Genomic DNA, 16,892 nt, shown 5'->3' with positions numbered 1-16,892 from the left:
GTCGAAGAAACGATGCGGGTCGTGCGAACGGTCAGGCCCAGCCGCCGTCGACGATCACGTCCTGCGCGGTGATCATCCGGCTGTCGTCGGCCGCGAGGAACAGCGCCATCCGCGCGAGATCGGCGGGCAGCAGTTCGGCATCGAGGCACTGGCCGGCCTTGATCGCCGCGCGGCCCGCGTCGTCGAGCCACAGCCGGCGCTGCTTGTCGGTCATCACCCAGCCGGGCACCAGCGAATTCACGCGGATGCCGAACGCGCCGAGGTCGCGCGCGAGGCCGCGCGTCAGCCCCTGCACGGCCGCCTTCGCCATCACGTAGACGGGATAGCCGCCGTTCTTCAGCATCCAGCTGATCGAGCCGAGATTGATGATCGCGCCGCCGCCCTGCCGCTTCATGTCGTCGATCACCGCCTGCGCGGCGAAGAACTGGTGGCGCAGGTTCACCGCGATGCCCGCGTCGAACGATGCAGGCGTCACGTCGCCGATCGCGTGGCGCGTGTCGTTCGCCGCGTTGTTCACGAGCACCGCGATCGCGCCGATGCGCGCGCGGATCGCGTCGATCGCATGGCGCAGCGCGTCGATGTCGGTCAGGTCGCACGGGAGAAACAGCGGCGCATGGCGTACGTGCGCGAGGCGTTCCGCGAGCGCGGCGCCGGCCGCCGCGTCGAGGTCGACGAACGCGACGCGCGCGCCCTGTTCGGCGAAGTGCTCGACGAACGCCGCGCCGATGCCGGTCGCGCCGCCCGTGATCAGCACCGCGCGATCCTCGAGGCTCGGATACCGTGCATAGCGCGCGTGGCTCGCCGAGTGCGGGTCGTGCGCGGAAGTGTCGATGGTCATGCGGTTCGTCTCCGTGAGAGCGGATCGGGTCAGTCGCGGACGCCGCGGTTCTTCAGCTGGTCGAGCAGCACGGCCGCGAGCAGGATCGCGCCGCGCACGAGGTACTGGTAGAACGCGTCGATGTTCAGCAGGTTCATCACGTTCTCGACGGTGCCCATGATCAGCACGCCGATCACGACGCCCGAGATCGTCGCGCGGCCGCCCATCAGCGACACGCCGCCGAGCACGCACGCGGAGATCACGTTCAGCTCGAAGCCCTGCGCGGCGTTCGGCTGGCCCGACGTGATGCGCGAGGCGAGGATCACGCCCGCGAGCGCCGTCACCGCGCCCTGGATCAGGAAGATGTACACGCGCGTGCGCTCGACGTTGATCCCCGCGAGCCGCGAGGCTTCCGGGTTGCCGCCGATCGCGAGCGTGTTGCGGCCATAGACGGTCTGGTTCAGCAGCACGCCGAACGCGATGAAGCACAGCAGCGTGACCCAGATCGGCAGCGACACGCCGAAGAGCGTGAGCCCGCCGAGCGCGATGAACGTATCCGACGACACGCCGACCGCCTGCCCTTTCGACACGATGAAGCCGAGCCCGCGCACGATCTCCATCGTCGCGAGCGTCGTGATCAGCGCGTTGATGCGCAGGTACGCGATCACCGCGCCGTTCACGAAGCCGATCGCGGCGCCGGCCGCGACCGCCGCGATGATCGCGACGAACGTGTTGTCGGTCGCGTTCAGCACCATCGCGCACAGCACGCCGGAGAACGCGACGGTCGAGCCGATCGACAGGTCGAAGTCGCGCGACGCGAGGCAGAACATCATCGTGCACGCGACCATGCCGATCTGCGAGATCGACAGCGCGAGGCCGAGCATGTTGTCGATCGAGAAGAAGTGATCGACGGTCAGCGACATCGTGATGAACATCACCGCGAAGATCGCGATCAGGCTGTATTCGGTCAGATGCTGCCACCACTTCTGGCGGTCGCTCTGCTGCGGCACCAGCGCGTCGGCCGACGGCTTCACGGCGGCGCTGCCAAGGTTTTCGTTGACTTGCATGATTGAGTCTCCTGCTCCTGCATCGCACGGCCCGCGCCGTGCATGTCCGATTCGATTGTCGTGTGCTGCGTCAGGCTGCCTCGACGGCGCTCGTCTGCGGCAGCGCCAGGCTCAGCACCGCGTGCTCGTTCGCCTGTTCGCGCGGCAGCTCGCCCGCGATCCGGCCTTCGCGCATCACGACGATGCGGTCGGACACGCCGAGCACTTCCGGCAGCTCCGACGACACCATCACGATCGCGCAGCCGCGTTCCGCGAGCCGGTAGATCACGTCGTAGATCTCGTGCTTCGCGCCGACGTCGATCCCGCGCGTCGGCTCGTCGAGGATCACGACCTTCAGGTCGGGCTCCGCGAGCCAGCGCGACAGGATCGCCTTCTGCTGGTTGCCGCCCGACAGGAAGCGGATCTTCTGGCGCCGGTTCGGCGTCTTGATCTTGAGCCGCTGGATGAAACGGTCGGCCGTTTCGCTTTCGGCCTTGCGGTTGATGAAGAGCCCCGCGCGCAGCGAATGGCGGCGGCAGCTGATGTTGATGTTCTCCGCGACCGACGCGATCGCGATGATCCCCTCTTCCTTGCGGTCCTCGGGGCACAGCACGATGCCGTGGCGGATCGCGTCGCCGGTGCGCTTCACGTCGATGCGCGCGCCGTCGAGCGTCAGCACGCCCGCGCGCCGGTGATCCGCGCCGTACACGAGCCGCATCAGTTCGCTGCGGCCCGCGCCGACCAACCCGAAGAAACCGACGATCTCGCCCGCGCGCACCGAGAAGCTCGCGGGTTCGCGCAACGCCGGGCCGTCGATGCCTTCGGCCGCGAACCGCACGTCGCCGAGCGTGCGCGGCGCGTAATGGTAGATATCCGAAATCTCGCGCCCGACCATCTCGGCGACGAGCCGTTCGCGCGGCACGTCGGCGAGCGATTCGTGCGACGCGATCTTGCGCCCGTCGCGGAAGATCGTGCAGGCGTCGCACAGCCGGTAGATCTCGTCCATCCGGTGCGAGATGTAGATCAGCGCGCGGCCCTGCGCACGCAGGTCGTCGACGAGCTTGAACAGCACTTCGGTCTCGCGATGCGACAGCGAGCTGGTCGGTTCGTCGAGCGCGATCACGCGCGCATTGCGCATCAGCGCCTTGCAGATCTCGACCATCTGCCGCTGCGCGATCGACAGCCGCCCGAGCTTCGCATCGGGATCGAGATCGACGCCCATCGCCGCGAGCCGCTCGCGCACGAAACGCTTCGCCTCGCGCTTCCTCACCCAGCCGAACGCATTCGGCAGGCGGCCGAGCAGCAGGTTTTCCGCGACCGTCAGGTCGGGCACGTACTGCAGCTCCTGGTGAATCACCGCGATGCCGGCCGCGATCGACGCGGCCGCACTCGCGAACTGCACGGGCTGGCCGTCGACCAGCACGCTGCCCGCATCGGGCTGGTATTCGCCGCCGAGAATCTTCAGCAGCGTCGACTTGCCCGCGCCGTTCTCGCCCATCAGGCCATGCACCTCGCCCGCGTGCACGTCGAACGAGATGCCGTCGAGTGCGCGCACGCCGGGAAAGACCTTGCCGATATTGTCAAAACGCAGTGCCGCTGACACGTCGTCTCCCTACTCTTGCAGATCCATCGATCGCCGGCTGCCGCGTGGCCGCCGCAGCCGGCAAGCCGCTTACTTCGACGCGAGCCCCATCTCGTCACGCACCTTCGACACGTTGTCGCGCGTCGCGAGCATGCCGGTCGTCAGCGTCAGCGCCGGCGGTGCCTTGCCCTGCGTGATCCACGTGTACATCAGGTCCGAGGTTTCCTCGCCGTGGCGCTTCGGGCTGATGATCACGGTGCCGTAGAAGCCCGTCGGCTGCGGCTTCTTGAACTCGTTCAGCGCAGAATCGGAACCGCCGATGCCGATGCCGATCATGTTGTCCGCCTTGAAGCCGCGCCCTTCCGCCGCACGCACCGCGCCGAGCACGGCTTCGTCGTTCAGGCCGTACGCCACCCAATGCTTGAACTGCGGATTCTTCGTGAGCGCGATGTTCGCCGCGTTGAAGGCGTTCTCGGTGTCGGTCTTCGCCTGCGGCGCCGCGATCACGTTCGCCTTCGGGAAGCCGGCGGCCACCAGCGCGTCGGTCGCGCCGCTGGTGCGGTCATGCGCGGTCGGCAGCTGCTCGTAGGTGATGTCGATCGCGCCGACGTCCTTCATGTCCCAGCCGCGCTTCTTGATCTCGGCCGCGATGCCGTCGCCGACCTGCTTGCCGATGTTGTACGCGGAGATCCCCATGTGCGGGACCGCCTCGATCGGCTTGCCCGCGCCGTCGACGAGGCGGTCGTCCACCGTCATCATCTTCAGGTTGTGCGACTTCGCCTTCGCGACGATGCCCGGCCCGAGCTTCACATCGGGCGTGCAGATGATGAAGCCCTGCGCCTTCTGCGCGGACAGGTTGTCGATCGCGCTCATCACCTTTTCGCCGGACGGCGCGCCGATCTTCACGAGCGTGAAGCCCTTCTGCTTCGCCGCGATTTCGGCGAACTTCCACTCGTCCTGGAACCACGGCTCTTCCGGCTGCTTCACGAGGAAGCCGATCTTGACCGGGTCGGCCGCATGCGCGACCGGGCTGCCCATCACCACCGCGGCCGCGGCCGCCAGCGTTACGAACGTTCTGCGTTTCATCTCCAGTGTCTCCTTGTTTTCATCGAACAGGATGCAGCCGCTTGTTGGTTTCGACGCAGCGTGCGCGCGGCCGTCGCACGTGCGGTCTTTCGAATCGTTACGTCAATCGCGTCAGTCGTGATACAGCGCCGCGCGCCCGCCATCGACGGTGATGCACGCGGCATTGATGAACGGCGCCTCGTCGGACGCCAGGAACACGGCCGTCATCGCGACCTCCTCCGGCCGGCCGATCCGCTTCATCGGCTGCAGCGCGAGCGTGTCGGCGCGCGCGGCAGCCGGGTCGGGTTGTGCGTCCCACCAGTCGCGCGTGAGCTGCGTCTCGATGTAGCCCGGCGCGATCGCGTTCACGCGCACGTTGCGCGCCGCGTATTCGATGCCGAGCGCGCGCGTGAGGCCCAGCACGCCGTGCTTCGCGACCGGGTACGGAAAGCAGCCCGGGATGATCCTGAACGCGTGCGTCGACGCGATGTTCACGATGCTGCCGCGGCCGCGTTCGACCATTCCTTCCAGCGCCGCGCGGCAGCCGTGCCACACGCCGTCGAGGTCGACCGCGAAGCAGCGTCGCCAGTCGTCGTCGGTCATCGCCAGCGGATCGGCGAACACGTTGATGCCTGCGTTGTTCACCAGCACGTCGAGCGGGCCGAACGCCGCCTCGGTCTGCGCCAGTGCGTCGCGCACCGCGTCCTGCCGCGCGACGTCCGCCTGCAGCGGCAGCACGCGCGCGCCGGCGATCTCGTGCGCAATCGCGGCGGCCGTGCGCTGCGCCTGCGGGAAGTCGAGATCGACGAGCGCGACCGCCGCCCCCTCGCGAACGAACGCGCGGGCGATCGCTGCGCCGATGCCCCGGCCCGCGCCCGTCACCATCGCGACCTTGTCCGCGAGGCGGCCCATCATGCGGCTCCGCCGCGCGCCACGCGCAAGCCGGCCTGGAACGCACGCGCGTTCGCCGCGGTCGCGTCGGCCGACTGGCCGGGGCGGTACAGCGCCGAGCCGAGCCCGAAACCGTTCGCGCCGGCATTGAGGAACGGCGCCATGTTGTCGGGCGAGATGCCGCCGACCGGGATCAGCGGCACCGCGCGGTCGATCACCGCGCGCCACGCCTTCACGACCGGTACGCCGAGCTGCTCGGCCGGGAACATCTTCAGCACGTCGGCGCCGTTCGCGAGCGCAGCGAACGCTTCGGTCGGCGTCGCGACGCCCGGCGCACTCGCGAGGCCGCGCTCGCGTGCGCGGCGGATCACGGCCGCGTCGCTGTGCGGCATCACGATCAGCGCGCCGCCCGCGTCCTGCACGCGGTCGACGTACTCGGCGCGCAGCACGGTGCCCGCGCCGACGATCGCGTCGTCGGGCAGCGCACGCCGCAGCGCGGCGATGCTGTCGAACGGATCGGGCGAGTTGAGCGGCACCTCGACGATCCGGAAGCCGGCTTCATAGAGCGCACGGCCGTGGTCGGCCGCTTCGACGGGCGTGATCCCGCGCATGATCGCGATCAGCGGGCACGCGTCGAACGCACGCATCAGCGCGGCGTGGGGCGCGTAGGGTGCGGGCAAGGTCAGGTCGGACGGCATCGAAGGTTCCTCGGCAAACGGTTCATTGGTCGGCGCAGACGGGCTCGCCATCCGCGCGCACGAGCCCGGCGCGCGACGCGATCCGCCACAGGCCGCGGTCGGTCGCGTGTGCGACCACGCGGGCGGGCGGGTGGCCGAATTCCTGGAGCGCATCGGCGTAGCGCGCACACAAGCTGTCGTCGCCGATCAGCAGCAGCGGCTGGTCCGCGAGCGCGATGCCGCGCTCCGCGAGCATCGCGTCGAGCGCGTTGAGCTCATGGCCGATCAGCAGCCCGGACAGGTAGTCGCCCTGCGCATCGGGCGCGAGCCGGTCGGTCAGGCCGAGCGTACGCGTGCTGAAGATCGTCGCGAGCAGCCCCGTATGCTGCGCGCCGCGCGCGACCAAGACGCCGCGCACGAACGCCGCGCGATCGGGCGACGCGCCGGCGCGCATCGTGCGGCCGAGGATCGTGTGGTCGCGCAGCACCGCGAACAGCTCGCCCGTCATGAAGGTCTGGAAGCGCTCGATCAGCCCGTCCCTCACCCACGCCCATTTCGCATGGGTGCCCGGCAAGCCGATCAGTACCCCTGAACGATCGGTGCCAAGCGTGGGATCGCTCGCGAGTGCACCGAATATCTGCGTTTCTTCACCGCGCATCACGTCGGGCAGTTCGCCCGTGGCGATGACGCCCGGCACGATCGAGATCGTCGTGCCGCGCGCCGTCGTCACCGTGGTGAGGCCCGCGACGAGCGCGTCGGCGCCGGCCGGCACCGCGACGTACGGCGCCTCGCGCCAGCCCTGCGCGCTGCCGACCATCCCGGCGGCAAGCACCGGCAGGCCCGGCGAGCGGTCGAGCCAGTCGCCGCACGCTTCCTCGAACACAGCGTCGAACGCGCGCGCGCCGCCGCCCGGCACATGCATCACGCCCGCCGCGCGGCTGCGCGTGTCGATGAGCGCGCCGTGCGCGTCGTACAGGTAAGCGCGCAGCGACGTCGTGCCCCAGTCGAGCGCGATCAGCGACGGGGTGGCGGAGCTGGCATCCGGAACGGGCCGGGTCGAAGTCGTCATCGTTTGATCCTGCGGGTACCCTGCGGCGGGCTCCAGCCCAGTTCCGCGGAAATGGCTCGCGCTTCGCGCTGCACGAGCGGAATCAGTTCGTCCATCCGGTCGTGCGGCATGTACGGAATCGTGCTCGCGACCGACACGGCCGCGACGATCGCGCCCGATGCGTCGCGGATCGGCGCGGCCACGCAGCGGATCGACGCCTCGTTCTCCTCGAGATCGAACGTATAGCCGCCGGCCGCGTAATGCGCCATGCGCTGCAGGAACGCGCTCGTCTCGGGCCGGTTGTCCGGCTTGAAATTGACGCCGGCAAGCGCCCGCCGGGCGGCCTCGAACAGCGCGCGCCACGTGTCGGGATCGGTGTCGAGCATCATCGCCTTGCCGATGCCGGTCGATGCGAGCGGCATCCGGTGGCCGACGCGCGAGCGCATCTCGAGCCCGCGCGTGCCGGGAATCTTGTCGATGTACAGCACGTCGTCGCCGTCGCGCACGCCGAGATGGATCGTGTCGAGCGTCGCTTCCGCGAGCGCTTCGAGGTGCGGGCGCGCCACCGCGGTGAGCGGCATCTGCTCGAGCGCGATCGTGCCGAGTTCGATCAGCTTCGGGCCGAGCAGGTAGCCGCCCTGCACCTGGCGCAGGTAGCGCGCCTGCACGAGGCTGCTGACGAGGCGGTGCGTGGTGCTGCGCGTCGTGCCGAGCGCGGCGCCGATCGCGCGCATGTCGCGCGCGCCGTTCGCGATCGCCTCGAGGATCGCAAGGCCGCGCAGTAGCGTCTGCGTACCGGCCTGCTGCGCGGCGAGATCGAGCGGCGTGCTGGTCGCGCCGATGCTGTCGGTCAGCGACGCATCGTCCGGCGTCGCACGCCGGGCGACGAGGGCAAGGGTGTCGGGCATCTTGGTCATGGGGCGGGCTTCTTCAACGGAACCGGTGAAGCCGTTCGCACGATGCCGGAACTACGCGCGGCGTCGCGGCGAGGCGGCGGTCGATGCACCGAATAAAGCGCCCGGCGAACTTCATGGAAGGTGTCTCCGTGTGCGTCGGGCGCCGCGCGATGCGTGGGTCCGAAGCTGTGATGTGCTTCGGATTGTAGGAGCGCACGCACTCGTCTCCAATATTTGAGTGCGTTGCCCAGATAATGAGAATTCGGCGCGAATCCGCCCGTCTTCGACGTCATGGCGGCTTCATGTGCACGGGGGCGGAACCCGCCGCGCAGCAGGTTCCGCCCCCGTTTGTTCACCGCGCGCCGCGCTTACTGCTGGCTGCTCGTGCTGCGTGCCTGCATGTAGCGCTGGACGTCCGCGAACGACACGCGGCCGTTGCCGCCCGAGTCGATCTGCCGGAAGTGGTTCGCGACATAGCCGAGGCCGGCCGCGCGTGCCTGCGACTCGGTGATCGAACCCGTGTTCTGCGCGTCGGCCGCGCTGAACTGCCGCGCGAGCTTGCGCACCACCTGCGCATGCAGCGCGGCGCCCGTCGTCTGCGTGCCGGCGGTCGGCTTGCGCGCGGCCGGCGGTACGTACGGATCGCCGAGCTGCGCCTGGCGCGCACGCACCGGCGCGGCGGCGTCGCTCGCCTGCGCGAACGCGGATACGGATGCTGCGGCGCCGACACAGGCGAGCGCCGCGGCAACGACGATGAAACGATTCTTCATATCAGGCTCCAGTCTGGAATGAGGTCGTCGACGGCAGGCGCGGCGCCACCGCGGGCGCGCGTCGCCTGCCTGGCGCAGCATCAGTGCGCGGCCGCGTTGTAGAAGGTCACGAGGTCGGCTTTCTCCTGCGGACGCGACGTATCGTCGAGATAGACCATGTGTCCGCCCTGATAGTCCTTGATCGTCAGGTTCGGTTGCGTCCCGAGCCGCGCGAGGTCGAGCTCGGTCTGGTAGAACGGCGTCGCGATGTCGTGATACCCGTTCAGCGACAACACCTTCAGCTGCGGATTCAGCGACAGCGCCGCGGCGAGATCGGGAATCGTGTCCGGCATCGCGAGGCCGTCGTGCGTCCAGTCCCACGTGTTGATCGCATTGCTGCTCACCGAGTAGGCCGACTGCGCGGTGTACTTCAGCTCGTTCGGCAGGTAGCTGCCGATCGTGTCGGTGAACGGCTTCGTGATGAACGTGCTCGACGGGTCGCCGCCGGATGCCAGCGGGCTCGACACTGGCACGTTCACGCGCGCGTCGTAGCGGCCGATCAGCGTGCCCGGGATCAGCGACAGCTGGAAGCTGTTGTCGAAGAAAGTCGGGATCACGTTGAAGTCCGCATTCCACAGCGACTGCTTCACGCCGGTCGAATTCACCATCGTCGTGACGAGGGTCGGCGGCGGCGGCGTATGGCTCGCCAGGTACGCGTTCACGGCCGGCGCGTAGCTGCCGGCCGTCAGCAGGCGCATCTGGTCCGCATACTGCGGCAGGCTCGACGGGTTCGGGTTGTCGAGCTGGTAGTACGCGCCGACCGTGCCGTACGACGGCACGAAACCCGCGCAACTCACCGGGCTCGACCCGTTGTTCGAGTTGCCGATATAGTCGCTCGCCATGTCGCAGTTCACGTTGTAGTTCAGGATCGACGACTGCAGCACGATGCCGTCGAGCTTCACGCCGGCCGTCTCGAGCAGGTTCGCGAGCACGTCGGTGCGCGGCGTGCCGTACGACTCGCCGAACAGGTATTTCGGCGAATCGTTGCGCTGGTTCACGGTGAGGTAGCGCGTCACGAAATCGCGGAACGCGCCGCCGTCCTGGTCGACGCCCCAGAACGTCTGGTTCGTATTCGGCGCGATCGCTTCCGAGAAGCCGGTGCCGATCGCATCGACGAACACGAGGTCGGTGGTGTCGAGCAGGCTTTCCTGGTTGTCGACGAACGGGAACGTCGACGTATTCGCGTTCGGGTCGCCCGTCTGGATCCGGCGCGGGCCGAACGAGCCGAGGTGCAGCCACACCGATGCCGAACCGGGGCCGCCGTTGTACAGGAACGTGACGGGCCGCTTCGCCGCGGGCTGGTTGTCGGCCGTATAGGCGACATAGAAGAACGATGCTTCGGGCGCGCCGGTCTGCGGATTGCGCGCGACGAGGTGGCCGGCCGTGGCCGTGTAGCGGATCGTCTTGCCGTTGAGGGTGATCTGGTGATGCGTGACGGCGGCCTTTTCGACCGCGGCGGAGGCGTCGAGCGACGCGTTCGCGCTCGACGAATAACTGTTCGGATCGTTGTACGCCCTGTCCACCTGACTGGCGGGATCGGCTGAATTGTCGGCGCTGGCAGCAGAAGACGATGTCACGTCGTCGTTGCAGGCCGTCAGGATCAGCGAAGAAAACACCACTCCCAACAACAGCTTCGCTTTGCTTGCTGGCATCGTTGCTTTCCTTCTCTCGGATGTTTTTTGTGTCGAGCAGCCGGGTAAGCCACCCCCCGCCTCGATTGGGGCCGATAGGCCGAGGCGCTGGCCAATATACGCGAGGCCGTCAGCTTTGAAAAATTTTGAAATATTTGGCGGCCAGCCGGTGCGGCGCACACCTTTCAGGAATGCTTCGGTTTGCGAAACATTGCATTTCACACACCTTTCACGGACTTTCGTGTTTATCCGGCGAGACTAAAAATCTCCGAATTTCGCGCCATATCGGGCAACAAAATCACACGACGCCCGGTATTGCTCAGCAAAACGAAATAGACGGATTCGTCTAAAGGATGTGGCCCGAAATGATCGCGACATGAATGCGCTGCAGCGCACAACCGGCCCGTGGCGGGCGCACGGGCGACGAAACGGTCAATGCGACGGCGCGAGCGCGCCGTTCACTCCGATTGCGGCAGCGCGGCCGCCCCCATCCGGCGCGCGATGATCGCCGCGCGCTGCGCCTGGTACGCCGAGCCGCGATGCGCGTCGAACCAGCGCGGCTTCGGCAGCATCACCGCGAGACGCGCCGATTGCCACGCGCCGAGCCGGCTTGCGGGAATCTTGTAGTAATAGCGGGCGGCTGCTTCGGCGCCGTACACGCCGCGCCCCCACTCGACGGAATTCAGGTAGATCTCGAAGATCCGCTCCTTGTCGAGCACCGTTTCGAGCATCCACGTGATGATGAGCTCCTGCCCCTTGCGGATGTAGCTCTTCTCGCGCGACAGGAACAGGTTGCGTGCGAGCTGCTGCGTGATCGTCGAGCCGCCCGCGACGATCCGGCCGCGCGCCTTGTTCTTCTCCCACGCCTGCAGGATCGCGTCGACGTCGTAGCCGTTGTTGGTCGCGAAGGTCGAGTCTTCCGATGCGATCAGCGCGCGCTTCAGGTTGCGCGAGATCTGGTCGTACGGCACCCATTGATGCTGGATCTGCGCAGGCGGCTTGTCGCGCGACAGCCACCACGCGTCGGTACGCATGAACGCGGTCGACCCGGGGTTCACGAACGACCACAGCGCGATTTGCGCGAGATAGAACAGTTGCGTCGCGAGCCACGCCCCCGCGAACACCGATCCCGCATAGATGAACCAGCGCGTCGGGCTCACCGTCCGCGTGGGCTGCGTGCCGCTCACCGCCACCACGTGCCGCGCTCCGCTCAGCTCGCCGCGAGCGCCTGGCGCAGCGCGGCCAGCACCGGCGCGCCGTCCGGCCGCACACCGCGCCAGATGAAGAACGATTCGGCCGCCTGCTCGACGAGCATGCCGAGGCCGTCGGCCGTGCGCGCGCCGAGCGACGCCGCATGCTGCATGAACACCGTCGGCTGCGCGCCGTACATCATGTCGTACGCGAGCGTGCCCGCGCCGAACGCGGCCGCATCGCACTCGGGCAGCGCGGCATCGAGGCTGCCGGCCGTCGCGTTGATCACCACGTCGTACGGCTCCGCGCGCACGACGTCGGGGCCGCCGCCCGCGAGCGTGCAGCCCGCATCGTGCGCGGCCTGCATGAACTGGCCGACGAGCGCTTCGGCCTTGCTCGCGGTGCGGTTCACGATTCCGATCGACAGCGGTGCGCGGTCGAGCAGCGGCAGCACGACACCGCGCGCCGCGCCACCCGCGCCGAGCAGCAGGATGCGTGCGCCCGCCAGCGACACGCCGAGATTCGCTTCGATGTCGCGCACGAGGCCGACACCGTCGGTGTTGTCGCCGTGGATGCGGCCGTCGGCGTCGATGCGCAGCGTATTCACGGCACCCGCCGCCGCCGCGCGCGGCGACAGCGTGTCGGCGAGCGCATGCGCTTCGAGCTTGAACGGCACCGTCACGTTCGCGCCGCGACCGCCTTCGGCGACGAAGGCCCGCACGGCCGCGTCGAAACCGTCGAGCGGCGCGAGCCGGTGCGTGTATTCGACCGGCTCCCCCGTTTGCGCGGCGAATTGCGCGTGGATGAACGGCGACTTGCTGTGCGCCACCGGGTTGCCGAACACCACATAGCGGTCGGCGCCGCTCGTCGACGCAATCGCGGTCATGATGCGCGCCCCTCTTCGCCGGCGTTGCCGTTCGCGGCTTCGCCGCCTTCACCGGCCGCCGCGCCATCCGCTTCCGCCAGTGCTTCGGCTTCGGTTTCGGCGGTTGCGTCTTCGGTGTCGATCAGCGTGTCGTCGCCGCCTTCGGCGTCATCCTCTTCCTCGGCCGCGTCGCCGCTCGTCACGGTCGGCGCGTCGAGCACGTTCAGCAAACGTACCGACGCCTCGATCGTCAGCTCATCGAGCGCCATCACGTCGAGCAACACGCGCGTGCCGCGCGCGTGCACGCCGAGCCCCGGCACGTGCAGCAGCAGCGGAATTTCCTCGAGGCGCACGAGGTCGCCCTTCACGACGCTCGCGACGACCTGCTTCTTCTGTTCTTGCGCGAGCCAGCGCAGGCACCAGAAATACTCCATCCGGCGCTGGTAGTCGGCGTAGGCCGTGTAGGTGTCGTCGAAGCCCTGCACGACCGCGTACAGGTCGGCGTCCTTCGGCTTGAACGGCGCGGCGAGCTTCGCGGTGACGCCATGCTGCACGCATGCGAGCAGTTGCCACTGGTTCACGAGGTCGACGTAGCGGCGCAGCGGCGACGTGCTCCACGCGTACTGCGCCACGCCGAGGCCTTCGTGCGGCGCGGCCGTCGTCTGCATCCGCGTGCGCTTCGGGCCCGGCGCGCCGAAGCCGCGCTGCGAGCGGTAGATGCCCGGCACCGTGTGGTCGTGCAGGAAGGCGCCCCAGGTCGAGTTCGCGAGGATCGCAAGCTCCGACACGATCAGGTCGAGCGGCGACCCGCGACGGCGCGGCGTAATCGACACGTGCTCGCCGTCGACGTAGAAGTTGTAATCGGTGTTGCGCTGCACCTCGCGCTTCAGGCCGTAGCCCGCGCGCGCGACCTGGCGCTTCTCGAACAGCGCCTGCGCGAGCGGCCACAGCACGGCGATGTCGTCCTTGTGCGGATACTCGCCGGTGCCGGCCGCAAGCGTCTCTTCGTTGACGAGCTCGTCGAGGTGGTTGTGCCGCAGGTTGCTCTTCACGAACACGAGCTCGGCGCGCGTCTCGTTCGCGACGATCTCCTGGGTTTCGCGATTGACGATGATGTACAGCGACAGCGCCGGACGATAATCGCCTTCCTTCAGCGTGAACACGTCGACGACGTCGTCCGGCAGCATCGTAATCTTGTCGCCCGGCATGTAGACGGTCGACAGGCGCGTGCGCGCGATCGCGTCGACCGGGTCGCCGCGCACGATGCCGAGCGCCGGCGCCGCGATGTGCACGCCGATCCGCACGCGGCCGTCGGCCAGGTGCTCGACCGAGAACGCGTCGTCGATCTCGGTCGTCGTGATGTCGTCGATCGAGAACGCCTGGACGTCCGCACGCGGCAGGTCGTCCGGCAGCGGGCCGACCGTGACGGCCGGGAAGCCCGTGCCGTGCGGGAAGAATTCCGCGAGGAAGCGCGCCTCGTGCAGCGCACGCGGCGACGCGATACCGCCGCAGTCGAGCATCAACCGCGCCGGCGACACGCCGCGCGCACCGGCCGCCGCTTCCATCGCCTTGTATTCGATCGAGTTCTTGTCCGGCCGCGTCAGCAGCCCGAGCACCTTGCCCGCGAACGCCTCCGGCAGCTTGCCGGCCTTCAGTTCCTCTTCATACTGCACCTGGACGAGCGCCTGCTGGCGCTTGCGCTCGAGCGACGCGAGCGCCATCTTGAGCTGCTCTTCCGGCGCGCGCTGGTACTGGCCGCGCCCCTTGCGGCGGAAGTAGACGGGCGAACCGTGCAGGCGCAACACGAGCGCCGCGCGCTCGACCGGGCCGTACGACGCGCCGAAATATTCCGCGGCCAGCGCCGTATAGGCAAACTCGTCGGCCGGCGCGCATTCCCACAGGAAATCCAGATCGATCTGCTGCGCGGCCGTGTCGGCCTCCTGCATCAGTTCGCTTGCGGCCGGCTTGTCGAATTCGATCAGCACGTCTTTCGCGCGCACCTTCGCCCGCCGCCCGCCGGGCAACTCGACCTGAAACGCGTCGCCCTGGCGCGACAGCACGCTGCCCGCCTTGAAACTGCCCGATTCCTCGAAGAAAACGTTCACTCAGTACTCTCGTTCAGACTGCCGGGCGCCACATCGGCGGCGCCGCATGATGATGGGAATTCGATCGGCACATGGCCGGTTTAAGACGTCTTTCCGTCGCAAAACGCGAGAACGTCGTCGACATAGTCGGCAAATTCGCTGATCCCGTGATCGCTGCCTTCGATCACGCGCGTCTTCGCGCCCGGGTAATGCGCGAGCATCTCGCGGTAATCGAGCACTTCGTCGCCGGTCGCCGCGAACAGATAGTAGCGTTCGGCACGCGTGATCGCCGGCACGCGCAGCGCATCGAGCTCATGCAGGTGACGGCGCTCGACGACGATCGTGCCGCCGCCGTGATACAGCGGCTGTTCGCCCAGATGCTGCTCGAGATCGCGCTGCGGCACGATGGCCGGATTCAGCAGCACGGCCTTCCAGCCGTGCTTTTCGGCCAGCCACGTCGCGTAATAGCCGCCGAGCGAGCTGCCGATGACGGTCACGTCGCGCGCACCGGCCACCTCGGCTTCCGCGACTGCAATCGCCTCGAGCGGTGACACCGACAGTGACGGGCACCGCCACTCGTCAATCCGGCCGAGTTCGGCCATGCGCGCGGCGAGCTGGCGCGACTTCTGCGATTCCGGCGACGACCGGAAGCCGTGCAGGTACAGGATCACGTGCGGCTCCCGAGCGCATCGAGCAACTTCTGGTGCACGCCGCCGAAGCCGCCGTTGCTCATCACGAGCACGTGGTCGCCCGGGCGGGCGGCTGCGACGACGGACTTCACCAGCAGGTGCAGATCGTCGAATGCGTGCGCCTTCTCGCCGAGCGGCGCCAGCGCTTCGGCCAGGTTCCAGCCGAGCGCGTCGCGCCCGGTCGGCGCGCCGTAGCCGAACACCAGATCGGCGTCGGCCAGGCTCGCCGGCAATTGCGACTTCATCACGCCGAGCTTCATCGTGTTCGAGCGCGGCTCGAGCACCGCGAGGATGCGGGCATTCTGACGGCCGATGCGGGCACGAAGGCCGGCGATCGTGGTGTCGATCGCGGTCGGATGGTGCGCGAAGTCGTCGTAGACGGTCACGCCGTCCACGCTGCCGCGCACTTCCATCCGGCGCTTCACGTTGCGAAACGACGCGAGGGATTCGGCCGCCTGCGCGGGCGGCACGCCGACGTGGCGCGCGGCCGCGATCGCCGCGAGCGCGTTCATCCGGTTGTGGTCGCCCTGCACCTGCCACGCGACTTCGCCGACGCGTTCCGCGTGCGAATACACCGCGAAGCGCTCGTCGACCGGCACGCCGTCCTCGGCCGGCAGCGCCTGCCAGCCGCCGTCGACGCCGAAGCGCTCGACCTCGCTCCAGCAGCCGCGCGCCAGCACGCGCTCGAGCGCGTCCGAGCGGCCGTTCGTGACGATCCGGCCGACACCGGGCACGGTACGCACGAGATGGTGGAATTGCGTCTCGATCGCGGCGAGATCCGGGAAGATGTCGGCGTGATCGAATTCGAGGTTGTTCAGCACCGCGGTGCGCGGCCGGTAGTGGACGAACTTCGAGCGCTTGTCGAAAAACGCCGTGTCGTATTCGTCGGCCTCGATCACGAAGAAGCTCGAATCGGTGAGCCGCGCCGACACGCCGAAGTTCAGCGGCACGCCGCCGATCAGGAAGCCCGGATTCAGGCCCGCGTCTTCCAGCAGCCACGCGAGCATCGACGACGTGGTCGTCTTGCCGTGCGTGCCCGCGACCGCGAGCACCCATTTACCGGCCAGCACGTGCTCGCCGAGCCACTGCGGGCCCGACACGTACGGCAGGCCGCGATCCAGGATCGCCTCCATCAACGGATTGCCGCGCGTGACGACGTTGCCGATCACGAACAGGTCCGGTTTCAGGTCGATCTGCTCGGCGCCGTAGCCCTCGATCAGCGTGATGCCCTGCGCCTCGAGCTGCGTGCTCATCGGCGGATAGACGCCCGCGTCGCAACCCGTCACCGTGTGGCCCGCCTCGCGCGCGAGTACGGCGAGACCGCCCATGAAGGTGCCGCAGATGCCAAGAATGTGGATGTGCATAGATGAATGCTTTCGCGCCGCCGGGCGCCGTCGATTCGGAAAGGATGCGTGTGCGGCGCGGCGGACAGGCCGTGCGGCCGGCGACCGGCCAACGGCTTTTGCCGCGACACAAAGAACAGTATTGTAACTGACGGCCTGCCGTGCCCGGCGGCCCGAACGCTGCGCGCGGACGGTGCCGGCACGCCGGGCGGCAGGCCGCCGCACCCGCGCTCGGGCCCTGAGGCGATCGAGTATGAT

Annotated in this window: 15 protein-coding genes; all 15 read right to left on the bottom strand. The window is 68.4% G+C overall.

Annotated elements, in window-relative coordinates; translation table 11 throughout:
- Positions 1 to 31: 31 nt before the first annotated feature.
- The 15 genes from CFB47_RS03000 to mpl all read right to left on the bottom strand — a co-directional run bounded on the left by CFB47_RS03000 (position 32) and on the right by mpl (position 16,859).
- The gene (locus CFB47_RS03000; protein WP_089460405.1) at positions 32 to 838 is read right to left on the bottom strand and encodes an SDR family NAD(P)-dependent oxidoreductase; all 807 of its coding nucleotides are present in this window, start codon (positions 836 to 838) and stop codon (positions 32 to 34) included.
- 29 nt (positions 839 to 867) lie between these two features.
- Positions 868 to 1,884 (bottom strand): L-arabinose ABC transporter permease AraH, encoded by a 1,017-nt coding sequence (araH, locus tag CFB47_RS02995; RefSeq protein ID WP_089439200.1) that lies wholly within the window; start codon positions 1,882 to 1,884, stop codon positions 868 to 870.
- Between the two features lie 70 nt (positions 1,885 to 1,954).
- Complete coding sequence (gene araG, locus CFB47_RS02990; RefSeq protein WP_089455563.1) at positions 1,955 to 3,466, bottom strand: L-arabinose ABC transporter ATP-binding protein AraG; 1,512 nt, start codon at positions 3,464 to 3,466, stop codon at positions 1,955 to 1,957.
- A gap of 69 nt (positions 3,467 to 3,535) precedes the next feature.
- On the bottom strand, positions 3,536 to 4,531 hold the full coding sequence (locus CFB47_RS02985; RefSeq protein ID WP_039353007.1) for an arabinose ABC transporter substrate-binding protein: 996 nt from the start codon (positions 4,529 to 4,531) through the stop codon (positions 3,536 to 3,538).
- 111 nt (positions 4,532 to 4,642) lie between these two features.
- Positions 4,643 to 5,422, bottom strand: a complete 780-nt coding sequence (locus CFB47_RS02980) for an SDR family oxidoreductase (RefSeq protein ID WP_089456536.1) — start codon at positions 5,420 to 5,422, stop codon at positions 4,643 to 4,645.
- On the bottom strand, positions 5,422 to 6,099 hold the full coding sequence (locus tag CFB47_RS02975) for a 2-dehydro-3-deoxy-6-phosphogalactonate aldolase (protein ID WP_089456537.1): 678 nt from the start codon (positions 6,097 to 6,099) through the stop codon (positions 5,422 to 5,424). Before CFB47_RS02975 ends, CFB47_RS02980 begins: the two co-directional genes overlap by 1 nt.
- 22 nt (positions 6,100 to 6,121) lie before the next feature.
- Positions 6,122 to 7,147 carry a 2-dehydro-3-deoxygalactonokinase gene (locus CFB47_RS02970; RefSeq protein ID WP_089455562.1) on the bottom strand — a complete coding sequence of 342 codons (1,026 nt, stop codon included), beginning with the start codon at positions 7,145 to 7,147 and terminating at the stop codon, positions 6,122 to 6,124.
- Complete coding sequence (locus CFB47_RS02965; RefSeq protein WP_089460404.1) at positions 7,144 to 8,043, bottom strand: IclR family transcriptional regulator; 900 nt, start codon at positions 8,041 to 8,043, stop codon at positions 7,144 to 7,146. Before CFB47_RS02965 ends, CFB47_RS02970 begins: the two co-directional genes overlap by 4 nt.
- Positions 8,044 to 8,390: 347 nt before the next feature.
- On the bottom strand, positions 8,391 to 8,792 hold the full coding sequence (locus tag CFB47_RS02955) for an EF-hand domain-containing protein (protein WP_046544902.1): 402 nt from the start codon (positions 8,790 to 8,792) through the stop codon (positions 8,391 to 8,393).
- 80 nt (positions 8,793 to 8,872) lie between these two features.
- Complete coding sequence (locus CFB47_RS02950; protein ID WP_089439194.1) at positions 8,873 to 10,483, bottom strand: S10 family peptidase; 1,611 nt, start codon at positions 10,481 to 10,483, stop codon at positions 8,873 to 8,875.
- Between the two features lie 437 nt (positions 10,484 to 10,920).
- Positions 10,921 to 11,658 (bottom strand): monofunctional biosynthetic peptidoglycan transglycosylase, encoded by a 738-nt coding sequence (mtgA, locus tag CFB47_RS02945; RefSeq protein WP_089460403.1) that lies wholly within the window; start codon positions 11,656 to 11,658, stop codon positions 10,921 to 10,923.
- A gap of 14 nt (positions 11,659 to 11,672) precedes the next feature.
- The gene (gene aroE, locus CFB47_RS02940; RefSeq protein WP_089460402.1) at positions 11,673 to 12,539 is read right to left on the bottom strand and encodes a shikimate dehydrogenase; all 867 of its coding nucleotides are present in this window, start codon (positions 12,537 to 12,539) and stop codon (positions 11,673 to 11,675) included.
- The gene (locus CFB47_RS02935) at positions 12,536 to 14,623 is read right to left on the bottom strand and encodes a ribonuclease catalytic domain-containing protein (RefSeq protein WP_089430583.1); all 2,088 of its coding nucleotides are present in this window, start codon (positions 14,621 to 14,623) and stop codon (positions 12,536 to 12,538) included. The genes aroE and CFB47_RS02935 overlap by 4 nt, the downstream gene beginning before the upstream one ends.
- A gap of 80 nt (positions 14,624 to 14,703) precedes the next feature.
- Positions 14,704 to 15,273: a YqiA/YcfP family alpha/beta fold hydrolase gene (locus tag CFB47_RS02930; RefSeq protein ID WP_089424450.1), complete on the bottom strand. Its 570-nt coding sequence runs from the start codon at positions 15,271 to 15,273 to the stop codon at positions 14,704 to 14,706.
- On the bottom strand, positions 15,270 to 16,859 hold the full coding sequence (gene mpl / locus CFB47_RS02925) for a UDP-N-acetylmuramate:L-alanyl-gamma-D-glutamyl-meso-diaminopimelate ligase (RefSeq protein ID WP_373453129.1): 1,590 nt from the start codon (positions 16,857 to 16,859) through the stop codon (positions 15,270 to 15,272). Before mpl ends, CFB47_RS02930 begins: the two co-directional genes overlap by 4 nt.
- Positions 16,860 to 16,892: the final 33 nt, after the last annotated feature.

Origin of the sequence: Burkholderia sp. AU27893 (assembly GCF_002223205.1) — a bacterium.
Lineage (GTDB): Bacteria > Pseudomonadota > Gammaproteobacteria > Burkholderiales > Burkholderiaceae > Burkholderia.
The sequence above is the reverse complement of the archived record's forward strand: the minus strand, read 5'-3'. Positions and strand labels throughout refer to the sequence as shown.